The 18,022-nt window shown below is 31.1% G+C and carries 12 protein-coding genes, 4 tRNA genes, 2 rRNA genes and 1 other annotated feature (1 of these 19 cut by a window edge); all 18 genes read right to left on the bottom strand.

Features of this window, described 5'->3' with window-relative positions; genetic code table 11:
* Position 1: 1 nt before the first annotated feature.
* Entirely contained in the window at positions 2-3,433 is a 3,432-nt protein-coding gene (addB, locus tag ACH36K_RS01990) for a helicase-exonuclease AddAB subunit AddB (protein ID WP_411169337.1), read from the bottom strand.
* A gap of 45 nt (positions 3,434-3,478) precedes the next feature.
* Positions 3,479-3,994, bottom strand: a complete 516-nt coding sequence (locus ACH36K_RS01985; protein ID WP_411169336.1) for a GNAT family N-acetyltransferase — start codon at positions 3,992-3,994, stop codon at positions 3,479-3,481.
* A 119-nt stretch (positions 3,995-4,113) separates the two neighbouring features.
* Positions 4,114-4,899 carry an endonuclease/exonuclease/phosphatase family protein gene (locus ACH36K_RS01980; protein ID WP_411169335.1) on the bottom strand — a complete coding sequence of 262 codons (786 nt, stop codon included), beginning with the start codon at positions 4,897-4,899 and terminating at the stop codon, positions 4,114-4,116.
* 1 nt (position 4,900) lies between these two features.
* Complete coding sequence (locus tag ACH36K_RS01975) at positions 4,901-6,571, bottom strand: PTS transporter subunit IIBC (RefSeq protein WP_411169334.1); 1,671 nt, start codon at positions 6,569-6,571, stop codon at positions 4,901-4,903.
* A 31-nt stretch (positions 6,572-6,602) separates the two neighbouring features.
* Entirely contained in the window at positions 6,603-8,267 is a 1,665-nt protein-coding gene (locus ACH36K_RS01970) for a glycoside hydrolase family 13 protein (protein WP_411169333.1), read from the bottom strand.
* Positions 8,268-8,354: 87 nt separating this feature from the next.
* Positions 8,355-9,299 (bottom strand): ROK family protein, encoded by a 945-nt coding sequence (locus ACH36K_RS01965; protein ID WP_411169332.1) that lies wholly within the window; start codon positions 9,297-9,299, stop codon positions 8,355-8,357.
* 176 nt (positions 9,300-9,475) lie between these two features.
* The gene (locus ACH36K_RS01960) at positions 9,476-10,495 is read right to left on the bottom strand and encodes a LacI family DNA-binding transcriptional regulator (protein ID WP_411169331.1); all 1,020 of its coding nucleotides are present in this window, start codon (positions 10,493-10,495) and stop codon (positions 9,476-9,478) included.
* A 100-nt stretch (positions 10,496-10,595) separates the two neighbouring features.
* Positions 10,596-10,686: transfer RNA gene (locus tag ACH36K_RS01955), tRNA-Ser, on the bottom strand.
* Between the two features lie 23 nt (positions 10,687-10,709).
* Positions 10,710-10,800: transfer RNA gene (locus tag ACH36K_RS01950), tRNA-Ser, on the bottom strand.
* A gap of 158 nt (positions 10,801-10,958) precedes the next feature.
* Positions 10,959-11,049 (bottom strand) — tRNA-Ser (locus tag ACH36K_RS01945).
* A 296-nt stretch (positions 11,050-11,345) separates the two neighbouring features.
* Positions 11,346-12,623, bottom strand: a complete 1,278-nt coding sequence (serS, locus tag ACH36K_RS01940; RefSeq protein ID WP_411169330.1) for a serine--tRNA ligase — start codon at positions 12,621-12,623, stop codon at positions 11,346-11,348.
* Positions 12,624-12,689: 66 nt separating this feature from the next.
* Positions 12,690-12,889 (bottom strand) — a binding site (T-box leader).
* 90 nt (positions 12,890-12,979) lie between these two features.
* The gene (locus tag ACH36K_RS01935; protein ID WP_322390256.1) at positions 12,980-13,234 is read right to left on the bottom strand and encodes a DUF1667 domain-containing protein; all 255 of its coding nucleotides are present in this window, start codon (positions 13,232-13,234) and stop codon (positions 12,980-12,982) included.
* Positions 13,227-14,639 (bottom strand): NAD(P)/FAD-dependent oxidoreductase, encoded by a 1,413-nt coding sequence (locus ACH36K_RS01930; protein WP_411169329.1) that lies wholly within the window; start codon positions 14,637-14,639, stop codon positions 13,227-13,229. Before ACH36K_RS01930 ends, ACH36K_RS01935 begins: the two co-directional genes overlap by 8 nt.
* A gap of 22 nt (positions 14,640-14,661) precedes the next feature.
* Complete coding sequence (locus ACH36K_RS01925; protein ID WP_411169328.1) at positions 14,662-15,168, bottom strand: transcription repressor NadR; 507 nt, start codon at positions 15,166-15,168, stop codon at positions 14,662-14,664.
* Between the two features lie 15 nt (positions 15,169-15,183).
* Positions 15,184-15,687, bottom strand: a complete 504-nt coding sequence (locus ACH36K_RS01920; protein ID WP_411169327.1) for an HDIG domain-containing metalloprotein — start codon at positions 15,685-15,687, stop codon at positions 15,184-15,186.
* 116 nt (positions 15,688-15,803) lie between these two features.
* Positions 15,804-15,879: transfer RNA gene (locus tag ACH36K_RS01915), tRNA-Ala, on the bottom strand.
* Positions 15,880-15,890: 11 nt separating this feature from the next.
* Positions 15,891-16,007, bottom strand: a 5S ribosomal RNA gene (gene rrf / locus ACH36K_RS01910).
* 55 nt (positions 16,008-16,062) lie between these two features.
* Positions 16,063-18,022, bottom strand: a 23S ribosomal RNA gene (locus ACH36K_RS01905) (it continues 946 nt past the right edge of the window).

Here is an 18,022-nt window from a genome sequence, read left to right as displayed (position 1 = left end):
ATTAGTTATTACCTCCCTTCTCTACCTCATCCTTTATTAACTTCCAAGCTTCATCGTTACTCTTCTTTAAAACCACTCTATATTTATTATTTTCTATTGTTGTATCAAATTGACATACTGATGAGTAGTCACAATAATTACAATATGGAGTACTATTATTTTTACAAGGCTCTATTTTTATGTCACCACTTAACATATCTTCACATATTTCTGCCATTTTATCATTAACATATTTTCGTAATATATCAAATTGCTCTTCTGTAATTACTGAACTACTGGATGTAAAATCACCGTCTTTCTTTATCGCTGCTGGTATTATTAGTGAATATGATTCCATATCATTATCCATAGCCTTAACAACATTTATATCTTTAAGAAGTAATCCACTCATCTTTAATTCTTTTAATATATTCTCTTTTATTTCTTCCTCTGTAAGTTGTTTTTTAGACTTTATTATGGGATCATCTATTCTGAAATATAATATTGCGCCTGGCATTGCTTGCTTGTGCAATATATACTTTGAATTTTTTATAAGAGCATCTAAGTAAACTAATAACTGTATTTGGAGACCATAATAAACTTCTGTTAAATTAAACTTTTTAGCACCTGATTTATAATCAACTATCTTTATATATGTATTCCCATCCAAATCTAAGGTATCAATTCTATCTACTCTTCCAACTAAATATACTGTTTCATTTGATGGTAGGTCTATCTTAATTGGTTCACCATCTTTAAATCCTCCAAAAGCAAACTCATTTTTAAATACTTCAAATTTTCCTTTTCTCATTTGCTCTGATATAACCATTACTGACTTAGTTATAGTTCTCTTAAATCTATCTGCAAAATATTTATATTTTTTTGTACTATTTAATATTGAATTAGAATCATTCTCTAACCTTTTATCAACCAGTTCATTTACTATTAACTTACATCTTTCCTTATTTAAATCAGACCATGCTATTCTCTCATCTCTTATGGTATTTGTAAAATCATCTAATACGTTATGCATAAATGATCCTAAGTCTGGAGCAGAAAATTCATATACTTTTCTATCCTTTGCCTTTAATCCATATTGTACATAGTATGAAAAAGGACACTGCGCATATTTTTCTATTCTAGATACATTAAATATTAGCTTCTTATTTTCTGACTCATATAATCTCTTTATTTTTTCTCTAGGAACCTTCTCAACTAGATTTGTATATGTTAATCCTTTAAACATTCTACTTGACTTATTTTTAAATTCCTCATTATTTTCAAACCACTTAAAAGCTTGAGCCCAATAGTCATCTACCTTTTCTTTTTCAAACTCCATTCTTAACGCCGAAATAAGTTCATTAAAAGTTGGAGTTGGTGCTGTTATTTTATTAAATCTATCGTCTTTATCTCTTTTATTGTATATTTCACTTTCCTCTGTTACATTTGGTAAAATCTTTTTAAGTCTTGGAATAATTATAGATGGTCTTAAAGATTTGCCCTCGAAATCTGCCATAGGGAAAGTTACCATTAGATACTCAGAAGGAATTGTTAATGCTGTATAAACTATAAACTGTTCTTCAAAAGCTCTACTTTTAGTATCTGATGCTAATCTTATTCCTATATTTCTTAATATATCTCTTTCTCTATCGCTTATAATTCCTTCATCCTTATTTGCAGCTGGTAAGACACCATCATTTACTCCTATTAAATACAATGCCTTTACTTCTCTACCTTTAACTCTTGATATATCACCTATATTCACTTGATCTAAAGACATAGGAATTACCCCTATTTCTTTCTCCTCAAATCCTGATATAAGTATTTTAGTAAATTCTTTTATTTCTAAAACTTCGTCTCCTAAAACTTCTACAACTTGATCTAGAATTTCTATTACCATCTCAGGAACTTGTATATATTCTTTTATTTTATCTTGAAGTCCTAAGGTATCAAATTCTTCTAACCAAGTTTCTAAAGTTTTAAATACACCTAGTTCATTCATAAATTCATATATGTTTATAGCAGAATCCTTTACCATATGCTTTCCTTTTATCTTATTATGTAACTTAATTAAAGGTGTTCTTATTTCTTCCATAACCTCAAGAATTATATTTTCTTCTTCAGAAATATTCTCTTTATCATAAAGATCCTTAGTCCATTTATACCCCTTTATTCCATTAGATAATATATAATTTTCTAGTATATCGATATAATCTCTTTCAATATTTACTAACCCACTTTTCAAATATTTAAATACACTTTCATATGACCAATTGCTTGATAATATCTCTAATGATGAAATAATAACTACAACTAATGGATTATTAAGTATTTCTCTTTTTTTATCTATAAAAAATGGAATGTTATATTCATTAAAAATAACTGTAGATATCTTTTCATACTCATCTATATTTCTACATACAACTGCTATGTCTTTAAATCTATAGCCATTATCTCTAACCATTCTTAAAATATCTTTAGCTACAACCTCAATTTCATCATAGCTATTGTTTGCTTTATATACCCTTACATTATTTGCTTTACCTTTATATTCTTTGAATGGATAAGTAAAAAAGTGACGTTCTAAATGTTGCAAATCTTCACTATTTAAAAATCTATATGAATATCCTTTATTTAAATTAATAGGTTCTAAATATGATATATTTCCTTCTTGCATAATTCTTAATATAGAGTTTTCAGTATTCTTTATTGCATCAAATATATCAGTATAATCTATATTGGCACCACTACTTAAAGAATCACTACATAAAGTTATATTTACAACCTTCGCCTTCTTTGCAAGTACCTTTATAACCTCTAACTGTTGAGGTGTGAAAGTAGTAAATTCGTCTATCCATATTTCAGAATCATCATATATAGTACAATCTTTTAATCTCTTTGCTAATAAAGTTAATTCATCATCTGAATCAATAAACCTCTTATGAAGAACCTCATTAAAATTATTAAAAATTAGTTTTAAATCATTGATTTTCTTTTTAAGTTCATCATCATTTATTTCTTCTTCTTTTATATTTAATATTTCCGTGGAAATATTATATTTTTTAAATTCTGTAATTACTTTTGATACTATTGATGAGAATCCTTGTTGCTTAGACATTCTGTTAAAGTATTTCAAGTCTTCTCCTTTATCTTTTAATAATTTATAAATGAGCATATTCTTTCCAGAATCGCTCATTCTAACCTCTGTTCTTCCTCCACATTCTTCTGATACTCTATGAGCCATTCTTTTAAAGCTTAATACTTCCCCCCTCAATAGTCCCCTTTCAGTTACTATGTCTAGGAATTTCTTTTCTGTATCGAAGGTGTATTGTTCTGGAACTATTAAAATTAACTTATTTTCATTATCATTGTTTTCTATTTTCTTTTTTATTTGTTCAAGACAGAATCTACTTTTTCCTGTACCTGCCCTTCCAAAAATAAACCTTATTCCCATAAACACACTCCTAATAATATTCTATCTTAATTATTCCCCTCAGCCTTAAATAAATTCTTCTTTAAATAAGCCCATTACTATGGTATCAAGATATTTTCCGCATATATAGTACTTACTTCTTCTTACTCCCTCTTCCCTAAATCCACATTTTCTATAACAATTTATAGCTCTAATATTTTCCTTAACAACTTCTAGTTCTATCTTATGAGCTTTTCTCTTATTAAATAAATAATTGCATAACGTTCTTATTGAATCTTTACCATATCCATTTCCCCAATATCCCTTACCTATAGTTATACCTATTGAATATACATCTCTTGTATAACTATTTTCTTTATAATAAACATATCCTATTAAATCACTATCTTTGGTTACTATAACCAATTCCTTTTTATTCGGCTTTGTAAAGTGATGGAATTGACTTCTTATATATTCCTTAGTCATAATTCCTGTAGATAAACCATTATACTTAAGTACCTCTTTATCTGCACAAATATCATATAAAGTATCTATATCTTCTCTTACTGGATCTCTTAAATATATATTTTCTCCGTATATCATAATGCCATCTCCCTAAGTAAAGTTTATACCATAAAATAAACCTTTGTATACTTTATTATAAATCTATTGTTATAGTAAAAAAAAGAGTTCAATTAAAAATTGAACCCTTAATTTTCATATTACTCTGAAATATATACTTCTACTCCATAGTGATCAGAAATAACATTTTTGTTTATATTATTAAATATTACATTAGACTTTTTTACATTAACACTTCTATTGGTAAATATTATATCCAGTCTTTTATTCTCCTTTTTACCTTCCCAACCTGCAATTTCACCCTTTACTGTTATACCATCATCTTTCTCAACTGCTATTGTATAAGTATCAATCAATCCACTATTTAATAAATAATCATATCCTTCTTTTTTAATCATAGCATCATTATTAAAATCCCCCATAATAAAACTTAATCCATCAACTTTATTAATAAGATTTTTCACTTGGTACCTGAAGGATTCCTCTTCATCATTCCACCATCCTAAATGACATGTGAAAAAGCTAATTATATTATTATTTATATTTATAGTACATTTAATTATTTTTCTACTTTTATAAAAGGCTTTATCACTACTTTCAGTTATATAAAAAGCTTCTGAATCCTCTATTTTATGTTTAGTTAATATAGATAACCCCTCTTCATATATATCATAACCTATATGTGAAAAATCCCAAATATAATTATATTTACTTTCTCCTAATTCCTTAAGTTCTTCATTTAATAAATGAACAAAATTATCTTTTTTTATAATTCCTTTAATTATATCTTCTTTTATACTTTGACTAACTTCTTGAAGGGCTATAACGTCATATTGATTTTCCTTTATTATTTTTGCTAAATACTTTATTTTTTCTACTTGATCTTCTTCCATCCATGAATGACAATTAAGTGTTAATAATCTCATCTTAAACTCCTAATATATCTTGTATGTTTGATTTCAACACATCCGCCTTAGGTCCATATATAGCTTGAACACCATTATCTCTTAAAATAAGCCCTAAAGCCCCATCTTTCTTCCATTCCTTTTCCTCAGCTACTAGATTTATATCTTTTACAGTAACTCTTAATCTAGTCATACATGCATCTATGTCTTCTATATTATCTTTTTCTCCTAATAATGATATTATATTTACAGCTTGTAAATCATTTACTGCATTTGAATCAGTCTTAGATTTGTCACTTGCTGAATCTTCATTTTCTGAATCTATATAGTTTCCATTACGTCCTGGTGTTGGTATATTAAACTTTTTAATTAATATATTGAATATTCCATAGTTTAATCCAAAGAAAACTAAGCATGTAATTATAAAATTAATTAAATCTCTTATTAACCCTGCATTAATCATCATTGGTGTTCTTGTTAAAAATTCTATAAACCCAAATGCATGAACTCTTAATTGTATTATATCAGCTAAAGCAAATCCTATTCCTGTAATTACTGCATACACTCCATATAATATAGGTGATATAAACATAAACATGAATTCTATTGGCTCTGTAACTCCTGTTAGGAATACTGCTAATCCAGCTGATAAGAATACTGTTTTATATTTACTCTTTTTATCTGACTCAACATTCTTATACATTGCAAATGCTATACCTAGTAATGATGCACTTGAAAGTATAACTTGCCCAGCCTTAAATCTTGCTGGAACAACACTTGTTAATAATATATTATACTCTGAAATATTTCCAGCATCCTTGAAGTTAATTAGATCACCTATCCACGCTAACCATAGTGGATCCTGACCTGCTACTAATGTGCCTGCTGATGAACCTGTCATTATTTGATATACTCCACCTAGCTCTGTATAGTTTACAGGAACCGTTAACATATGATGTAAACCAAATGGTAATAATAAACGCTCTAATGCACCATACACGAAAGGTGCTAAAACTGGTGCTGTATCTTTTGATTCTGCTAACCAAACTCCAAAACTATTTAAAGCTCCTTGTATAAATGGCCAAACTATTGACAGTACTATAGCTGTAACTGTTGATCCTAAAATAACTACAAAAGGAACAAATCTTTTTCCATTAAAGAAATCTAATGCTTTAGGTAACTTATTATAATTATAATATTTATTATATAAAGCTGCTCCTAAGAAACCTGCAATTATCCCTACGAAAACTCCCATATTAAGTGCTGGTGCACCTAATATATTAGTAAAGTAATTTTTAACTATAAGTTCTGTTCCAAATAATGAATTTACTTTTGCTGAAGCATCACTTAGCATTCCTGGATTTACTCCAAATATTGCACCTGTAATACGATTAATTAATATAAAGGATAGTAATCCAGCAAAAGCACCACCAGCTCTTTCTTTTGCCCACGATCCACCTATAGCAACTGCAAATAATACATGAAGATTTCCGATTATAGCCCAACCTATATCTTCCATAACTCTTCCTATAGTATTTATTATTGATATATCTACTGACATTCCTATTAGCTTTCCAATAGAGATCATAAGCCCTGCTGCTGGCATAACCGCTACTACAACTAATAATGCCTTCCCAAATTTTTGCCAGAAATCGAATGATACCAATTTACCTTTTTTCTCAACTTTCCCCATTATTATTCACTCCTTATTTTTATTAAAAATCTTAATCTATTTTATACATTCTCGCTTCATATGGCTTTAAATCTAAATATTTCAAATCATCATGTGGTAAAACCTCATAATTTGATATTAATAAGTTTTCATATTTTAATATTTCATTCTCATACTTATACTGTGCTTTATTTTCTGATAAATTAGTTATAATAATAAACTTTTCCTCATTAATTTCTCTTATATATGCATAAATCTTATCATGATTTTCTAAAATTAATTTGTACTCACCATATATAAGTATCGGATTATTTTTCCTTATTCTTATCATATCTTTATAAAAATTAAGTATTGATTCTTTATCATTAATTTGATCTTCAACATTTATATATTTATAATTTGGATTAATTCCTATCCAAGGTTTACTATTAGAGAATCCCGCATTTATTGAGTTACTCCATTGCATTGGGGTTCTAGCATTATCTCTAGATACTGCCCATAAATGTTTTATGCATTGTTCCTCAGTAAAACCATTTTCTAACATATCATTATAAGCATTTATACTTTTAACATCATTATACTCATCAACAGATTCGTATTTTACATTTGTCATCCCAATCTCTTGCCCTTGGTATATAAATGGAGTTCCTTGCTGCATAAAGTACATCAAACCTAACGCAGTAGCACTTTCTCGCCAATACTCTTTATCATTTCCCCATGTTGATACTACTCTTGGAATATCATGATTCTCTATAAATAATGCATTCCACCCTTTATTATATAAACCCTCTTGCCATCTAGTTAGAACCTCTTTGCACTCATTTACATTAAATGCTTGATTATCTTCATTGTTCCATAAATCTAGATGTTCAAATTGGAATACCATGTTGAACTTACCTGTTTCTTCTCCTACCCACTCTTCTGCTTCTTCAGCACTTACTCCATTTGCTTCTGCAACTGTCATAACATCATATTTTGAAAATGTATTTTCAGTTAATTCATCTAAAAAATCATGTATACCTTCAACATTCATATGCTTTTCGAAACAACTTACATATTGTTGATTTTCTATATTAGGCATATCATTAAATTCTGTATCTTTCTTAATATGACTTATAGCATCTATTCTAAATCCATCTATTCCCTTATCAAGCCACCAATTTATCATTTTATAAATTTCTTTTCTTAAATTCTCATTTTCCCAATTTAAATCTGGTTGCTTTTTCGTGAATAAATGTAAAAAATATTCATTAGTATCTTTATCATATTCCCAAGCTGATCCTTTAAAAATACTCTCCCAATTGTTAGGTTCTAACTCACCTTTTCCTTTTCTCCAAATGTACCAATCTCTTTTAGGATTATCCCTAGATGACTTTGACTCTATAAACCACTCATGTTCATCACTAGTATGATTTATTACTAAGTCTATTATTAACTTCATTCCTTTCTTATGAACCTCTGATAGTAACTCATTAAAGTCTTCCATAGTTCCAAAATCAGTCATTATATCTTTATAATCGCTTATGTCATAACCGTTATCATCATTTGGCGACTTATACATTGGACAAATCCATATAACATCTATACCTAAATCTTTCAAGTAATCTAACTTTGAAGTTATTCCTTTTAAATTACCAATCCCATCATTATTATAATCAAAAAAACTCCTTGGATATATTTGATATGCTACTGCTTCTTTCCACCAAATTTGTTTCATATATTCCTCCAACATAGCTAAATCTGTGCAATCGTTTGCCTAAAATGTTTTAAAATATGTGTACAGAGAATATCTGTACACATCATTCTATTTGCTTTCTAATATTGCTAGTGCAGCTGCACCTAAAACCCCTGCTTGATTACCTAATAAAGCTTTTTCGACTTTACAGTGATTATAAATTGTCTTTAAGCATCTTCTTTCCATTTCATTTTCTATTTTGTCAAATACAATTCTACCAGCTTCACTAACGCCGCCACCTATAACTATTTTATCAGGATCAAAAGTGTTTGCTATATTTGCAACAGTTATTCCTAAATATGATAAAGCATCATTTAATATATCTTGTGAAACTTTATCTCCTTTTTCAGCTTCTACGAATACTTCCTTAGCAGTAACTTTTTCATAATTCTTTAAGCTAGTTTCTACCTTACTTTCAAAAGCTTCCCTTGCTCTCTTCATAATTGCAGTTCCTGATGCAACTGCTTCTGCACATCCAGTGTTCCCACATCCACATCTAGGACCACCTTTCATAACAGTAGCATGTCCTATTTCTAATGCATTTGATGTACTACCTCTAAATAGATTGCCATTTATTATAGCTCCTCCACCTATTCCCGTACTTACAGTAATGAAGACCATGTTTTTACTTCCCTTACCTGCTCCAAACATAAATTCACTTAGTGTTGCTACATTTGCATCATTATCTAAGTAAGTATCTAATTTATATCTATCTTTTATAGGTTGAACTATGTTAAAGTTCTTAAATGGTAAATTAGGAGTATATACTATTAATCCCTTTTCTACATCTAAAGGCCCTGGAGAACCTATCCCTATTGCTTTAACTTCATTTATATCTGTTCCTTCTAATACATCATCTATTGTTTTTAATAATTTCTCTAAAACTACACTCTCACCTTTATGAGCTTCTGTTTTAACGGTAACTTCTTTTATTATAGATCCCTCTAGGTCAACTAAAGCAGTATATATTTTAGTTCCTCCTAAATCAACACCTACTACATATTTCTTTTCCATTTCCATCCCCCTAGATATAAATTTAATTTTATTTCTCTTATATTATAAAAATAGTATATCATACAAGAGAAATTGTTTACAATAATTTAATGTTTTGTTTTACGCGAAAATTGCTAATCATTTTAAATTATCTTCATTTTTCTCTATAATTTAAAGTTTCGTGCAATCGGTTGCACTCACTCTTGAATTTTAATCTTTTGTATGGATTTTCTTTCTATTAATTTTGTATCTATTATGTATGAATTTTTCTCCATATCTCTATCTTCTAATTTATTTATTATAAGCTTTGTCGCATGAAACCCTAATTTTTCTGCATTTATATCTACTGATGATAATGGTACGTTTTGATACTCAGACATAGGTATATTATTAAACCCTACAATAGATATATTATACATATTAAGCTTATTTAAAGCTTCTTGAACTCCAAGTGCTAATAAATCATCAGTAGCTATTATGGCTGTTGGTTTATTTAATTTTAATATTTTATTCGTTGCACTGCTTCCATTTTTTTGTGTAAACTCTTTTCCTTCATATATCAAACTTTCTTCAATATCTATATTATTGTCAAGTAGTGCTTGCTTATATCCATTTAATCTATCTTTAGATACATTTAGATTTGATTTAGCTCCCACAAAACCTATTGTTCTATGTCCATAACTTATAAGTTTTTCTACTAATTTATACATAGCTTTAAAATTATCATTATCTACCCATAATACATTTTCTATATCATCTGGTCTCCCTATAACGACAAAAGGAAATTCCCTTTCCTTCAAATATTTTATAGAATCATCATCTTCTTTAGAATTTAATAAACAAATACCATCAACTAAATTACTGTCTATAAATTTTTCAAACCATTCTTTATCATTTTTTCCTTCTTGCTTAAAGGCATACATTATATAATAATTTTCTTTTTGTGCATATATGCTCATCCCCTTCATTGCTTGAACAAAAAATGGATTAGAAAATATATCTTCTGCCTCTTTTGGTAATATTACTGCTAAAATTCTAGTTCTATTATTAGCAAGGCCCCTTGCAATTATATTAGGAGTATAATTTAATTTTTTTATTGCTTCATTTACTTTTTCTTTTGTTTTATCACTTATTTTATCACTGTTCGATAATACCCTTGAAACTGTTGATGTTGCAACATTTGCTTCCTTAGCTACATCTTTAATTGTAACTTTCATCTTATTTTCCCCCTAAGAATTACTTAATAAGATTATAGTATATTTTAAATATAAAATAAATCTAAAATAAAAAAGCATCCAACTACTGTTAGATGCTTTCTGGCGGAGAAACCGGGATTTGAACCCGGGCGCCAGTTACCCGACCTACGCCCTTAGCAGGGGCGCCTCTTCAGCCACTTGAGTATTTCTCCACGTGCCTTCTATTGAAGTTTTATGGCGGAGAGAGTGGGATTTGAACCCACGGTACCCGCAAAGGTACGCCGGTTTTCAAGACCGGTGCCTTAAGCCAGCTCGACCATCTCTCCATATTCCGTCTTGCGACAAATATTATTATATCAAGTACTATATTTATTGTCAATTATTTTTTTAATTTTTTATTACATAATAAATATTAAAATAATACTTAACTATAATGAGCTAATACTTTAATTAAAAAGCATCTAAGAAAACTTAGATGCCTTTATGGCGGAGAGAGTGGGATTTGAACCCACGGTACCCGCAAAGGTACGCCGGTTTTCAAGACCGGTGCCTTAAGCCAGCTCGACCATCTCTCCATACTTCGTCTCGCGACAAATATTATTATAGCAATGACTTTCTTTATTGTCAATTATAAATTTACATATTTTTAAATTAAATAATAAATCTAATAAAAACAAATTTCTACCTCTTCATCCCCCGCTGAAATTACTGCTTATTAATCTAATAGTAAAATTTAAATAACATATATACTTAGAAAAATCAAACATATTACTTTCTTTTGCAATATATTCCATTACGACTTAATTTTATCTTTCAAATAAATAAGTAAAGACTAAATCTAATAGCATAGATTTAGTCCTTAAAATTAAAACTACTTAATTACCTTCATATTTCCCATGTATGGTTGAAGTGCAGTTGGAATATTTACTGAACCATCTTCATTTAAGTTGTTTTCTAAAAATGCTATTAACATTCTTGGTGGCGCAACAACTGTATTGTTTAATGTATGAGCAAAGTATTTTTTATCCTTAGCATTTACACGAATTTTTAAACGACGAGCTTGTGCATCTCCTAGGTTTGAACAGCTTCCTACTTCAAAATATTTCTTTTGTCTTGGTGACCAAGCTTCAACGTCTACTGATTTAACTTTAAGATCTGCTAAATCTCCAGAACAGCATTCTAAAGTTCTAACTGGTATATCTAAAGAACGGAATAAATCTACAGTATTTACCCATAACTTTTCATACCAATCCATACTTTCTTCTGGTTTACATACAACTATCATCTCTTGTTTTTCAAATTGATGAATTCTATATACTCCTCTTTCTTCTATTCCATGAGCTCCTTTTTCTTTTCTAAAACAAGGAGAATAACTTGTTAAAGTTTGTGGTAATGAATCTTCAGGTAATATAGTATCGATGTACTTCCCTATCATAGAGTGTTCACTTGTTCCAATTAGATATAAATCTTCACCCTCAATTTTATACATCATAGCATCCATTTCAGCAAAGCTCATAACACCCGTTACAACTTCGCTACGAATCATGTATGGCGGAATACAATAAGTAAATCCACGATCTATCATAAAATCTCTAGCATATGAAATTATTGCTGAATGAAGTCTTGCAACATTGCCCATTAAATAATAGAATCCATTTCCAGCTACTTTTCTAGCACTATCTAAATCTAATCCACTTAACTTTTCCATTATATCTGTATGATATGGAACTTCAAAATCTGGAACCTTTGGATCTCCGAAACGTTCAACCTCTACATTTTCGCTATCATCTTTACCGATTGGAACGCTTGGGTCAATTATATTTGGTAGAGTCATCATTATTGTCTTAACTCTTTCATCTAACTCAACTTCCTCAACTTCTAACTCAGATAAACGCTCTGAATTTTCAGTTACCTTCATTTTCATTTCTTCTGCTTCTTCTCTTTTTCCTTGAGCCATTAAAGACCCAATTTGTTTTGAGAATTTATTTCTATCAGCTCTTAAAGCCTCAGCTTGTTGTTTAGCTTCCCTAAGCTTTTTATCTAATTCTATTACCTCATCTACTAGTGGAAGTTTGCTATCTTGAAACTTATTTTTTATATTTTCCTTAACTATCTCTGGATTCTCTCTTACAAATTTTAAATCTAACATTATGTATGCCTCCTAATAATTTATATCTATTAATTTTTTTCAATAAAAAAAGAACCTTTCCCCTAAACAAGGGACGAAAGATTCCGCGTTGCCACCCTAATTAATAGCAAAAAATGCTATTCTCTTTAATAAATTTAACGGTTTAAGCCGTACTGCTCATCGCAGTCCCTCCAAGGTGGATTCATAACATTTTACTATCGATTCACACCAAACATCGACTCTCTTAAAACAAATATTGTTATTACTAGCCTCTTCAACAGTTTTATTATATTTATTCTTAATATATTATAAAATATTATGTATGTCAATATTTTACTAAGATGATTTTTATATATTATTTGTTTTTTGTACTATAATTATTCATCTAATATATCTTTTGTACATATTACGTCAATCCCAGTATTTAATATATTTTTGCAAATTATACTTCCTTCTTTAATTGGAGTACTAACATATATTCTAGCTAAAACTTTAGATAGCTCTATCCATAATGATTTATCTACTTCTTTATTAGTTCTAACTGGTACAACCTTATATTTTTCATTGCCCTTAATTCTAACTATTGATGTAAATATATCTTTATTATCAACTTTAGATTCTGAATTAAACATCCTTAAACTCCTTTATTCGGCTTGATATAATTTTAGAATTCTTAGAATCCTCAACTATATCTGTAACTTTTTTATCAAGCTCTCTAGCTAATATATTTACTATTTTTTCATAGCAGTAGGAACCATGACAACTTCCAAATCCAGATCCTGTTCTCCTCTTAACTCCCTCTACAGTTCTAGCTCCCAAAGGTCTTCTTATACAATCTACTATTTCACCTTCAGATATATTGTTACATACACATATAATCTTCCCATATCTTTTATCTACAGCTATTATTTCATTAGCTTCTTTTTTTCCAAGTTCTCTAAATTTATAAATTTCTCTTCTTTTATCAATAAAGTTTTTCTTTAATGTACAATTTAAATTATTAGCTATAGTATCACAAAGCATTTTTGCTATTGCTGGTGCTATAGTAATTTTCCCATAATGAGTGCCTGTTACTCTTATATATCCTTTATCTATCTCACTATCATCTATTACCATAGAATCTTTATTGTAACTTTCTCTAAATAAATTATTTATATTATTTTTATCTAAGTCTATTAATAAGCTATTTGCATACATTAAATTATCTTCTAAGCTAGTTTTTTCTGTACTTTTTATTCCTATTAACGATCCTGTAGTTGTTGTTGGAGTACTTAGTACAAAAGTATTTTTATCAAAAGTTTCTATTACTATTTTATTTAATTTATTTTTATAATTATCATCGACTAATAAATAACTCATATTTTTAAAGCAAGATTCATTATTATCTATTTCTTTATCTTCAACTTTTCCATTTTCTCTTATATAGATTTCATGAGGAATTGTATTTATAACAACCTTGCATGTAAATTTATTTTTATTGGTAGTTACTTTAAATCCTCTAGCTAAACTTTGTATATTTAAAACTTCTTCTTCTAGCCTAAAATTAACTCCATTATCTGAAGCCACTTCAGCATATGCAATAGCTAGATCATAAGGTGCTACTATTCCTATATTTTCAGAATATAATCCTTTTTTTATATTAGGATTTATATTGGGTTCTATATCATATACATCTTTATCATCTATTAAATAAACGCCGTCTATCCCTCTTTTTTTTGCTCTATCATACATCTCTTGTAATTTCTTAACACCATTTTCATCATTTACAACTCTTAAGGCTCCAATTTTCCTAAAAGGAACTTTAAACTTTTTACAAGTATCCATCATTATTGAATTTCCTATATATTCAAGTCCAGCCATTACATCATCAGATGTCTCTGATCCGTCATATACTATAGATGTATTTACAAATGAAATATCATCTGCTATATCATAATCTCTTTCTATTAATGCTATATTAAAATTATATTTTGATAACTCATATGCAACTGAACACCCTATTATTCCTCCACCTAATATAAGAATATCATAGTCCATAAATATTAAATCCTCCTAAACTCTATAATAAAAATCCTTTTTTCGATAATTCCATCTTTATTGCTTCAATGTTCTCTTCATTATCTGCAGCTATAGTATGAAGATGAACCCCATTAGTCAAATTTGAAAGAGGTTTAATATTTTTTCTTTTAAATTCACTTTCAAATTTATTTAAATCATTTAAGTTTTTTATCATTAAATTTCCTTTTATTTCACCATAGATAGGATGATCTATTATAACATCTTCTATTATACCACCATATTTAACTACGATTTTTAATTCTTCTATAGTTTCGCTACTTCCATGATTAACTGCAATAATAGCTTTTACTTTATTAATATCTTTATTATAAATATATCCATCTGGAGTGGCTATTATATTTTTACCAGCAGCTCTTAATATAGCTATATCTTTTACTATTATTTGCCTTGTAACTCCAAATAAATCAGCTAATTCTGTTCCTTTAATTGCTCTATTCTTTTCAATTATCAACTTTATAATTTTTTCTCTTCTTTCAATAGCTCTCATAAATACACCTCTGTACTAATTTTTATCATCACAAGTACTTATTATATTAAGTATTCTATTATTATTTACTTTATTTTTATTATGATGATATCTTACCACTTGTAAAAATTCTTTATCATAATTAAAATCTTTAAGCATATCTAATCCTATTTTAGGATGATTATAATATATATCTATTTGTTTTACTTTATTGTACTTTTTAATTTTACCTTTAGTTGTCTTATCTAATAACACAATTACAGATTTTTCTATTAAACTTAAATGTTTTTTACTCTTTCCTACATCATGCAATAACGCTGCCTTAGCTAGTTTATTTATATCAACATCTATATTAAAATCTTCTTTCATTTTTATTGAATCTTTACATACTCTTATACAGTGATGCTTATCATTATGTTTTAACTTATTAAATATTTTAATTTCATCTTCACTTAAAAACTTATTTATATAATCATGATCTATATCCTTAAATAATGAAGTAAATCCCCATATAAATTGTTTTATTCTATATAAAGCCATTCTAATCACCTATATTTATTATATCTATATATATATAGATAATAACACTATATATTTTCATTATCAATTATATATATTTTTATAAACAAAAAAAGCTACGAAACCAATCGTAGCTTTGGTGGAGGTAAAGGGATTCGAACCCTTGACCCCTTGCGTGCAAGGCAAGTGCTCTCCCAACTGAGCTATACCCCCATAAAAAAATAACCTGGCGACGTTCTACTCTCCCACACAGTTTCCCATGCAGTACCATCGACGCTGTAGAGCTTAACTTTCCTGTTCGGAATGGAAAGGAGTGTTTCCTCTACGCCATCATCACCAGATATCAGAGTGTTCTCTGAAAATTGCACATGAATTATTGCCAAAATCTTTTAATTATTGGTCAAGCCCTCGACCTATTAGTATCAGTCAGCTAAATATGTTACCACACTTACACCTCTGACCTATCAACCTTGTGTTCTTCAAGGGGTCTTACTAGCTTATGCTATGGGAAATCTCATCTTGAGGGGGGCTTCACGCTTAGATGCTTTCAGCGTTTATCCCTTCCCGACTTAGCTACCCAGCCATGCTCTTGGCAGAACAACTGGTGCACCATAGGTCAGTCCATCCCGGTCCTCTCGTACTAAGGACAGCTCCTCTCAAATTTCCTACGCCCGCGACGGATAGGGACCGAACTGTCTCACGACGTTCTGAACCCAGCTCGCGTGCCGCTTTAATGGGCGAACAGCCCAACCCTTGGGACCTACTACAGCCCCAGGATGCGACGAGCCGACATCGAGGTGCCAAACCTCCCCGTCGATGTGGACTCTTGGGGGAGATCAGCCTGTTATCCCCGAGGTAGCTTTTATCCGTTGAGCGATGGCCCTCCCACGAGGTACCACCGGATCACTAAGCCCGACTTTCGTCCCTGCTCCACTTGTGGGTGTCGCAGTCAGGCTCCCTTCTGCCTTTGCACTCTTCGAACGATTTCCGACCGTTCTGAGGGAACCTTTGGGCGCCTCCGTTACTTTTTTGGAGGCGACCGCCCCAGTCAAACTGCCCACCTAACAATGTCCCGTCACCAGATTCATGGCGTCCGGTTAGAATCCCAATACTGTCAGGGTGGTATCCCAAGGGTGACTCCACTAAGGCTGACGCCCTAGCTTCTCAGTCTCCCACCTATCCTGTACAGACAATATCGAAACTCAATGCTAAGCTACAGTAAAGCTCTACGGGGTCTTTCCGTCCAATCGCGGGTAGCGAGCATCTTCACTCGCACTACAACTTCGCCGGATTTGCAGTTGAGACAGTGCCCAAGTCATTACGCCATTCGTGCGGGTCAGAACTTACCTGACAAGGAATTTCGCTACCTTAGGACCGTTATAGTTACGGCCGCCGTTTACTGGGGCTTAAGTTCACACCTTCGCTTGCGCTAAGTGTTCCCCTTAACCTTCCAGCACCGGGCAGGCGTCAGCCCCTATACATCAGCTTACGCTTTAGCAGAGACCTGTGTTTTTGCTAAACAGTTGCTTGGGCCTATTCTCTGCGGCCTGCTCTCGCAGGCACCCCTTCTCGCGAACTTACGGGGTCAATTTGCCTAGTTCCTTAACTGCAATTCTTCCGATGGCCTTAGGATTCTCTCCTCATCTACCTGTGTCGGTTTGCGGTACGGGCACTACTTCTCTCTCTAGATGCTTTTCTTGGAAGCATGGAATCAGATACTTCGGCCAAATTGGCCTTCCCCATCACACCTCAGAATTGCTAAGACGGATTTTCCTGTCTTAACTCCCTAAATGCTTAGACTAGCATTTCCAATCGCTAGCACATCCTATCCTTCTCCGTCACACCATCGATAATAACGATAATAGTGGTATTGGAATATCAACCAATTGTCCATCACCTACGCCTTTCGGCCTCGGCTTAGGTCCCGACTAACCCTGGGCGGACGAGCCTTCCCCAGGAAACCTTAGATTTTCGGCCTGTAAGATTCTCACTTACATCTCGCTACTAATGCCAACATTCTCACTCGTAATCAGTCCACCGCTCCTTACGGTACGACTTCAGCCCGATTACGACGCTCCTCTACCGCTCAAGTTAAACTTGAACCCGTAGCTTCGGTGGTAAGTTTGAGCCCCGGACATTTTCGGCGCAGGATCTCTCGACTAGTGAGCTATTACGCACTCTTTAAATGAGTGGCTGCTTCTAAGCCAACATCCTAGTTGTCTTAGAAATCCCACATCCTTTACCACTTAACTTACACTTTGGGACCTTAGCTGACGATCTGGGCTTTTTCCCTTTTGACTACGGATCTTATCATTCGCAGTCTGACTGCCGGACTCATAGTATATGGCATTCGGAG

Source organism: Clostridium sp. MB05 (genome assembly GCF_046581255.1).
Classification (GTDB): domain Bacteria; phylum Bacillota; class Clostridia; order Clostridiales; family Clostridiaceae; genus Clostridium.
The sequence above is the reverse complement of the archived record's forward strand: the minus strand, read 5'-3'. Positions and strand labels throughout refer to the sequence as shown.

Coding starts and splice junctions, on each gene's coding strand:
- ACH36K_RS01965 (WP_411169332.1), bottom strand. CDS start 9,299: ATGGAAAAGAAATATGTAGTAGGTGTTGATTTAGGAGGAACTAAAATA.
- serS (WP_411169330.1), bottom strand. CDS start 12,623: ATGTTAGATTTAAAATTTGTAAGAGAGAATCCAGAGATAGTTAAGGAA.
- addB (WP_411169337.1), bottom strand. CDS start 3,433: ATGGGAATAAGGTTTATTTTTGGAAGGGCAGGTACAGGAAAAAGTAGA.
- ACH36K_RS01970 (WP_411169333.1), bottom strand. CDS start 8,267: ATGAAACAAATTTGGTGGAAAGAAGCAGTAGCATATCAAATATATCCA.
- ACH36K_RS01980 (WP_411169335.1), bottom strand. CDS start 4,899: ATGAGATTATTAACACTTAATTGTCATTCATGGATGGAAGAAGATCAA.
- ACH36K_RS01985 (WP_411169336.1), bottom strand. CDS start 3,994: ATGATATACGGAGAAAATATATATTTAAGAGATCCAGTAAGAGAAGAT.
- ACH36K_RS01925 (WP_411169328.1), bottom strand. CDS start 15,168: ATGAGAGCTATTGAAAGAAGAGAAAAAATTATAAAGTTGATAATTGAA.
- ACH36K_RS01935 (WP_322390256.1), bottom strand. CDS start 13,234: ATGTTTAATTCAGAATCTAAAGTTGATAATAAAGATATATTTACATCA.
- ACH36K_RS01960 (WP_411169331.1), bottom strand. CDS start 10,495: ATGAAAGTTACAATTAAAGATGTAGCTAAGGAAGCAAATGTTGCAACA.
- ACH36K_RS01975 (WP_411169334.1), bottom strand. CDS start 6,571: ATGGGGAAAGTTGAGAAAAAAGGTAAATTGGTATCATTCGATTTCTGG.
- ACH36K_RS01920 (WP_411169327.1), bottom strand. CDS start 15,687: ATGGCTTTATATAGAATAAAACAATTTATATGGGGATTTACTTCATTA.
- ACH36K_RS01930 (WP_411169329.1), bottom strand. CDS start 14,639: ATGGACTATGATATTCTTATATTAGGTGGAGGAATAATAGGGTGTTCA.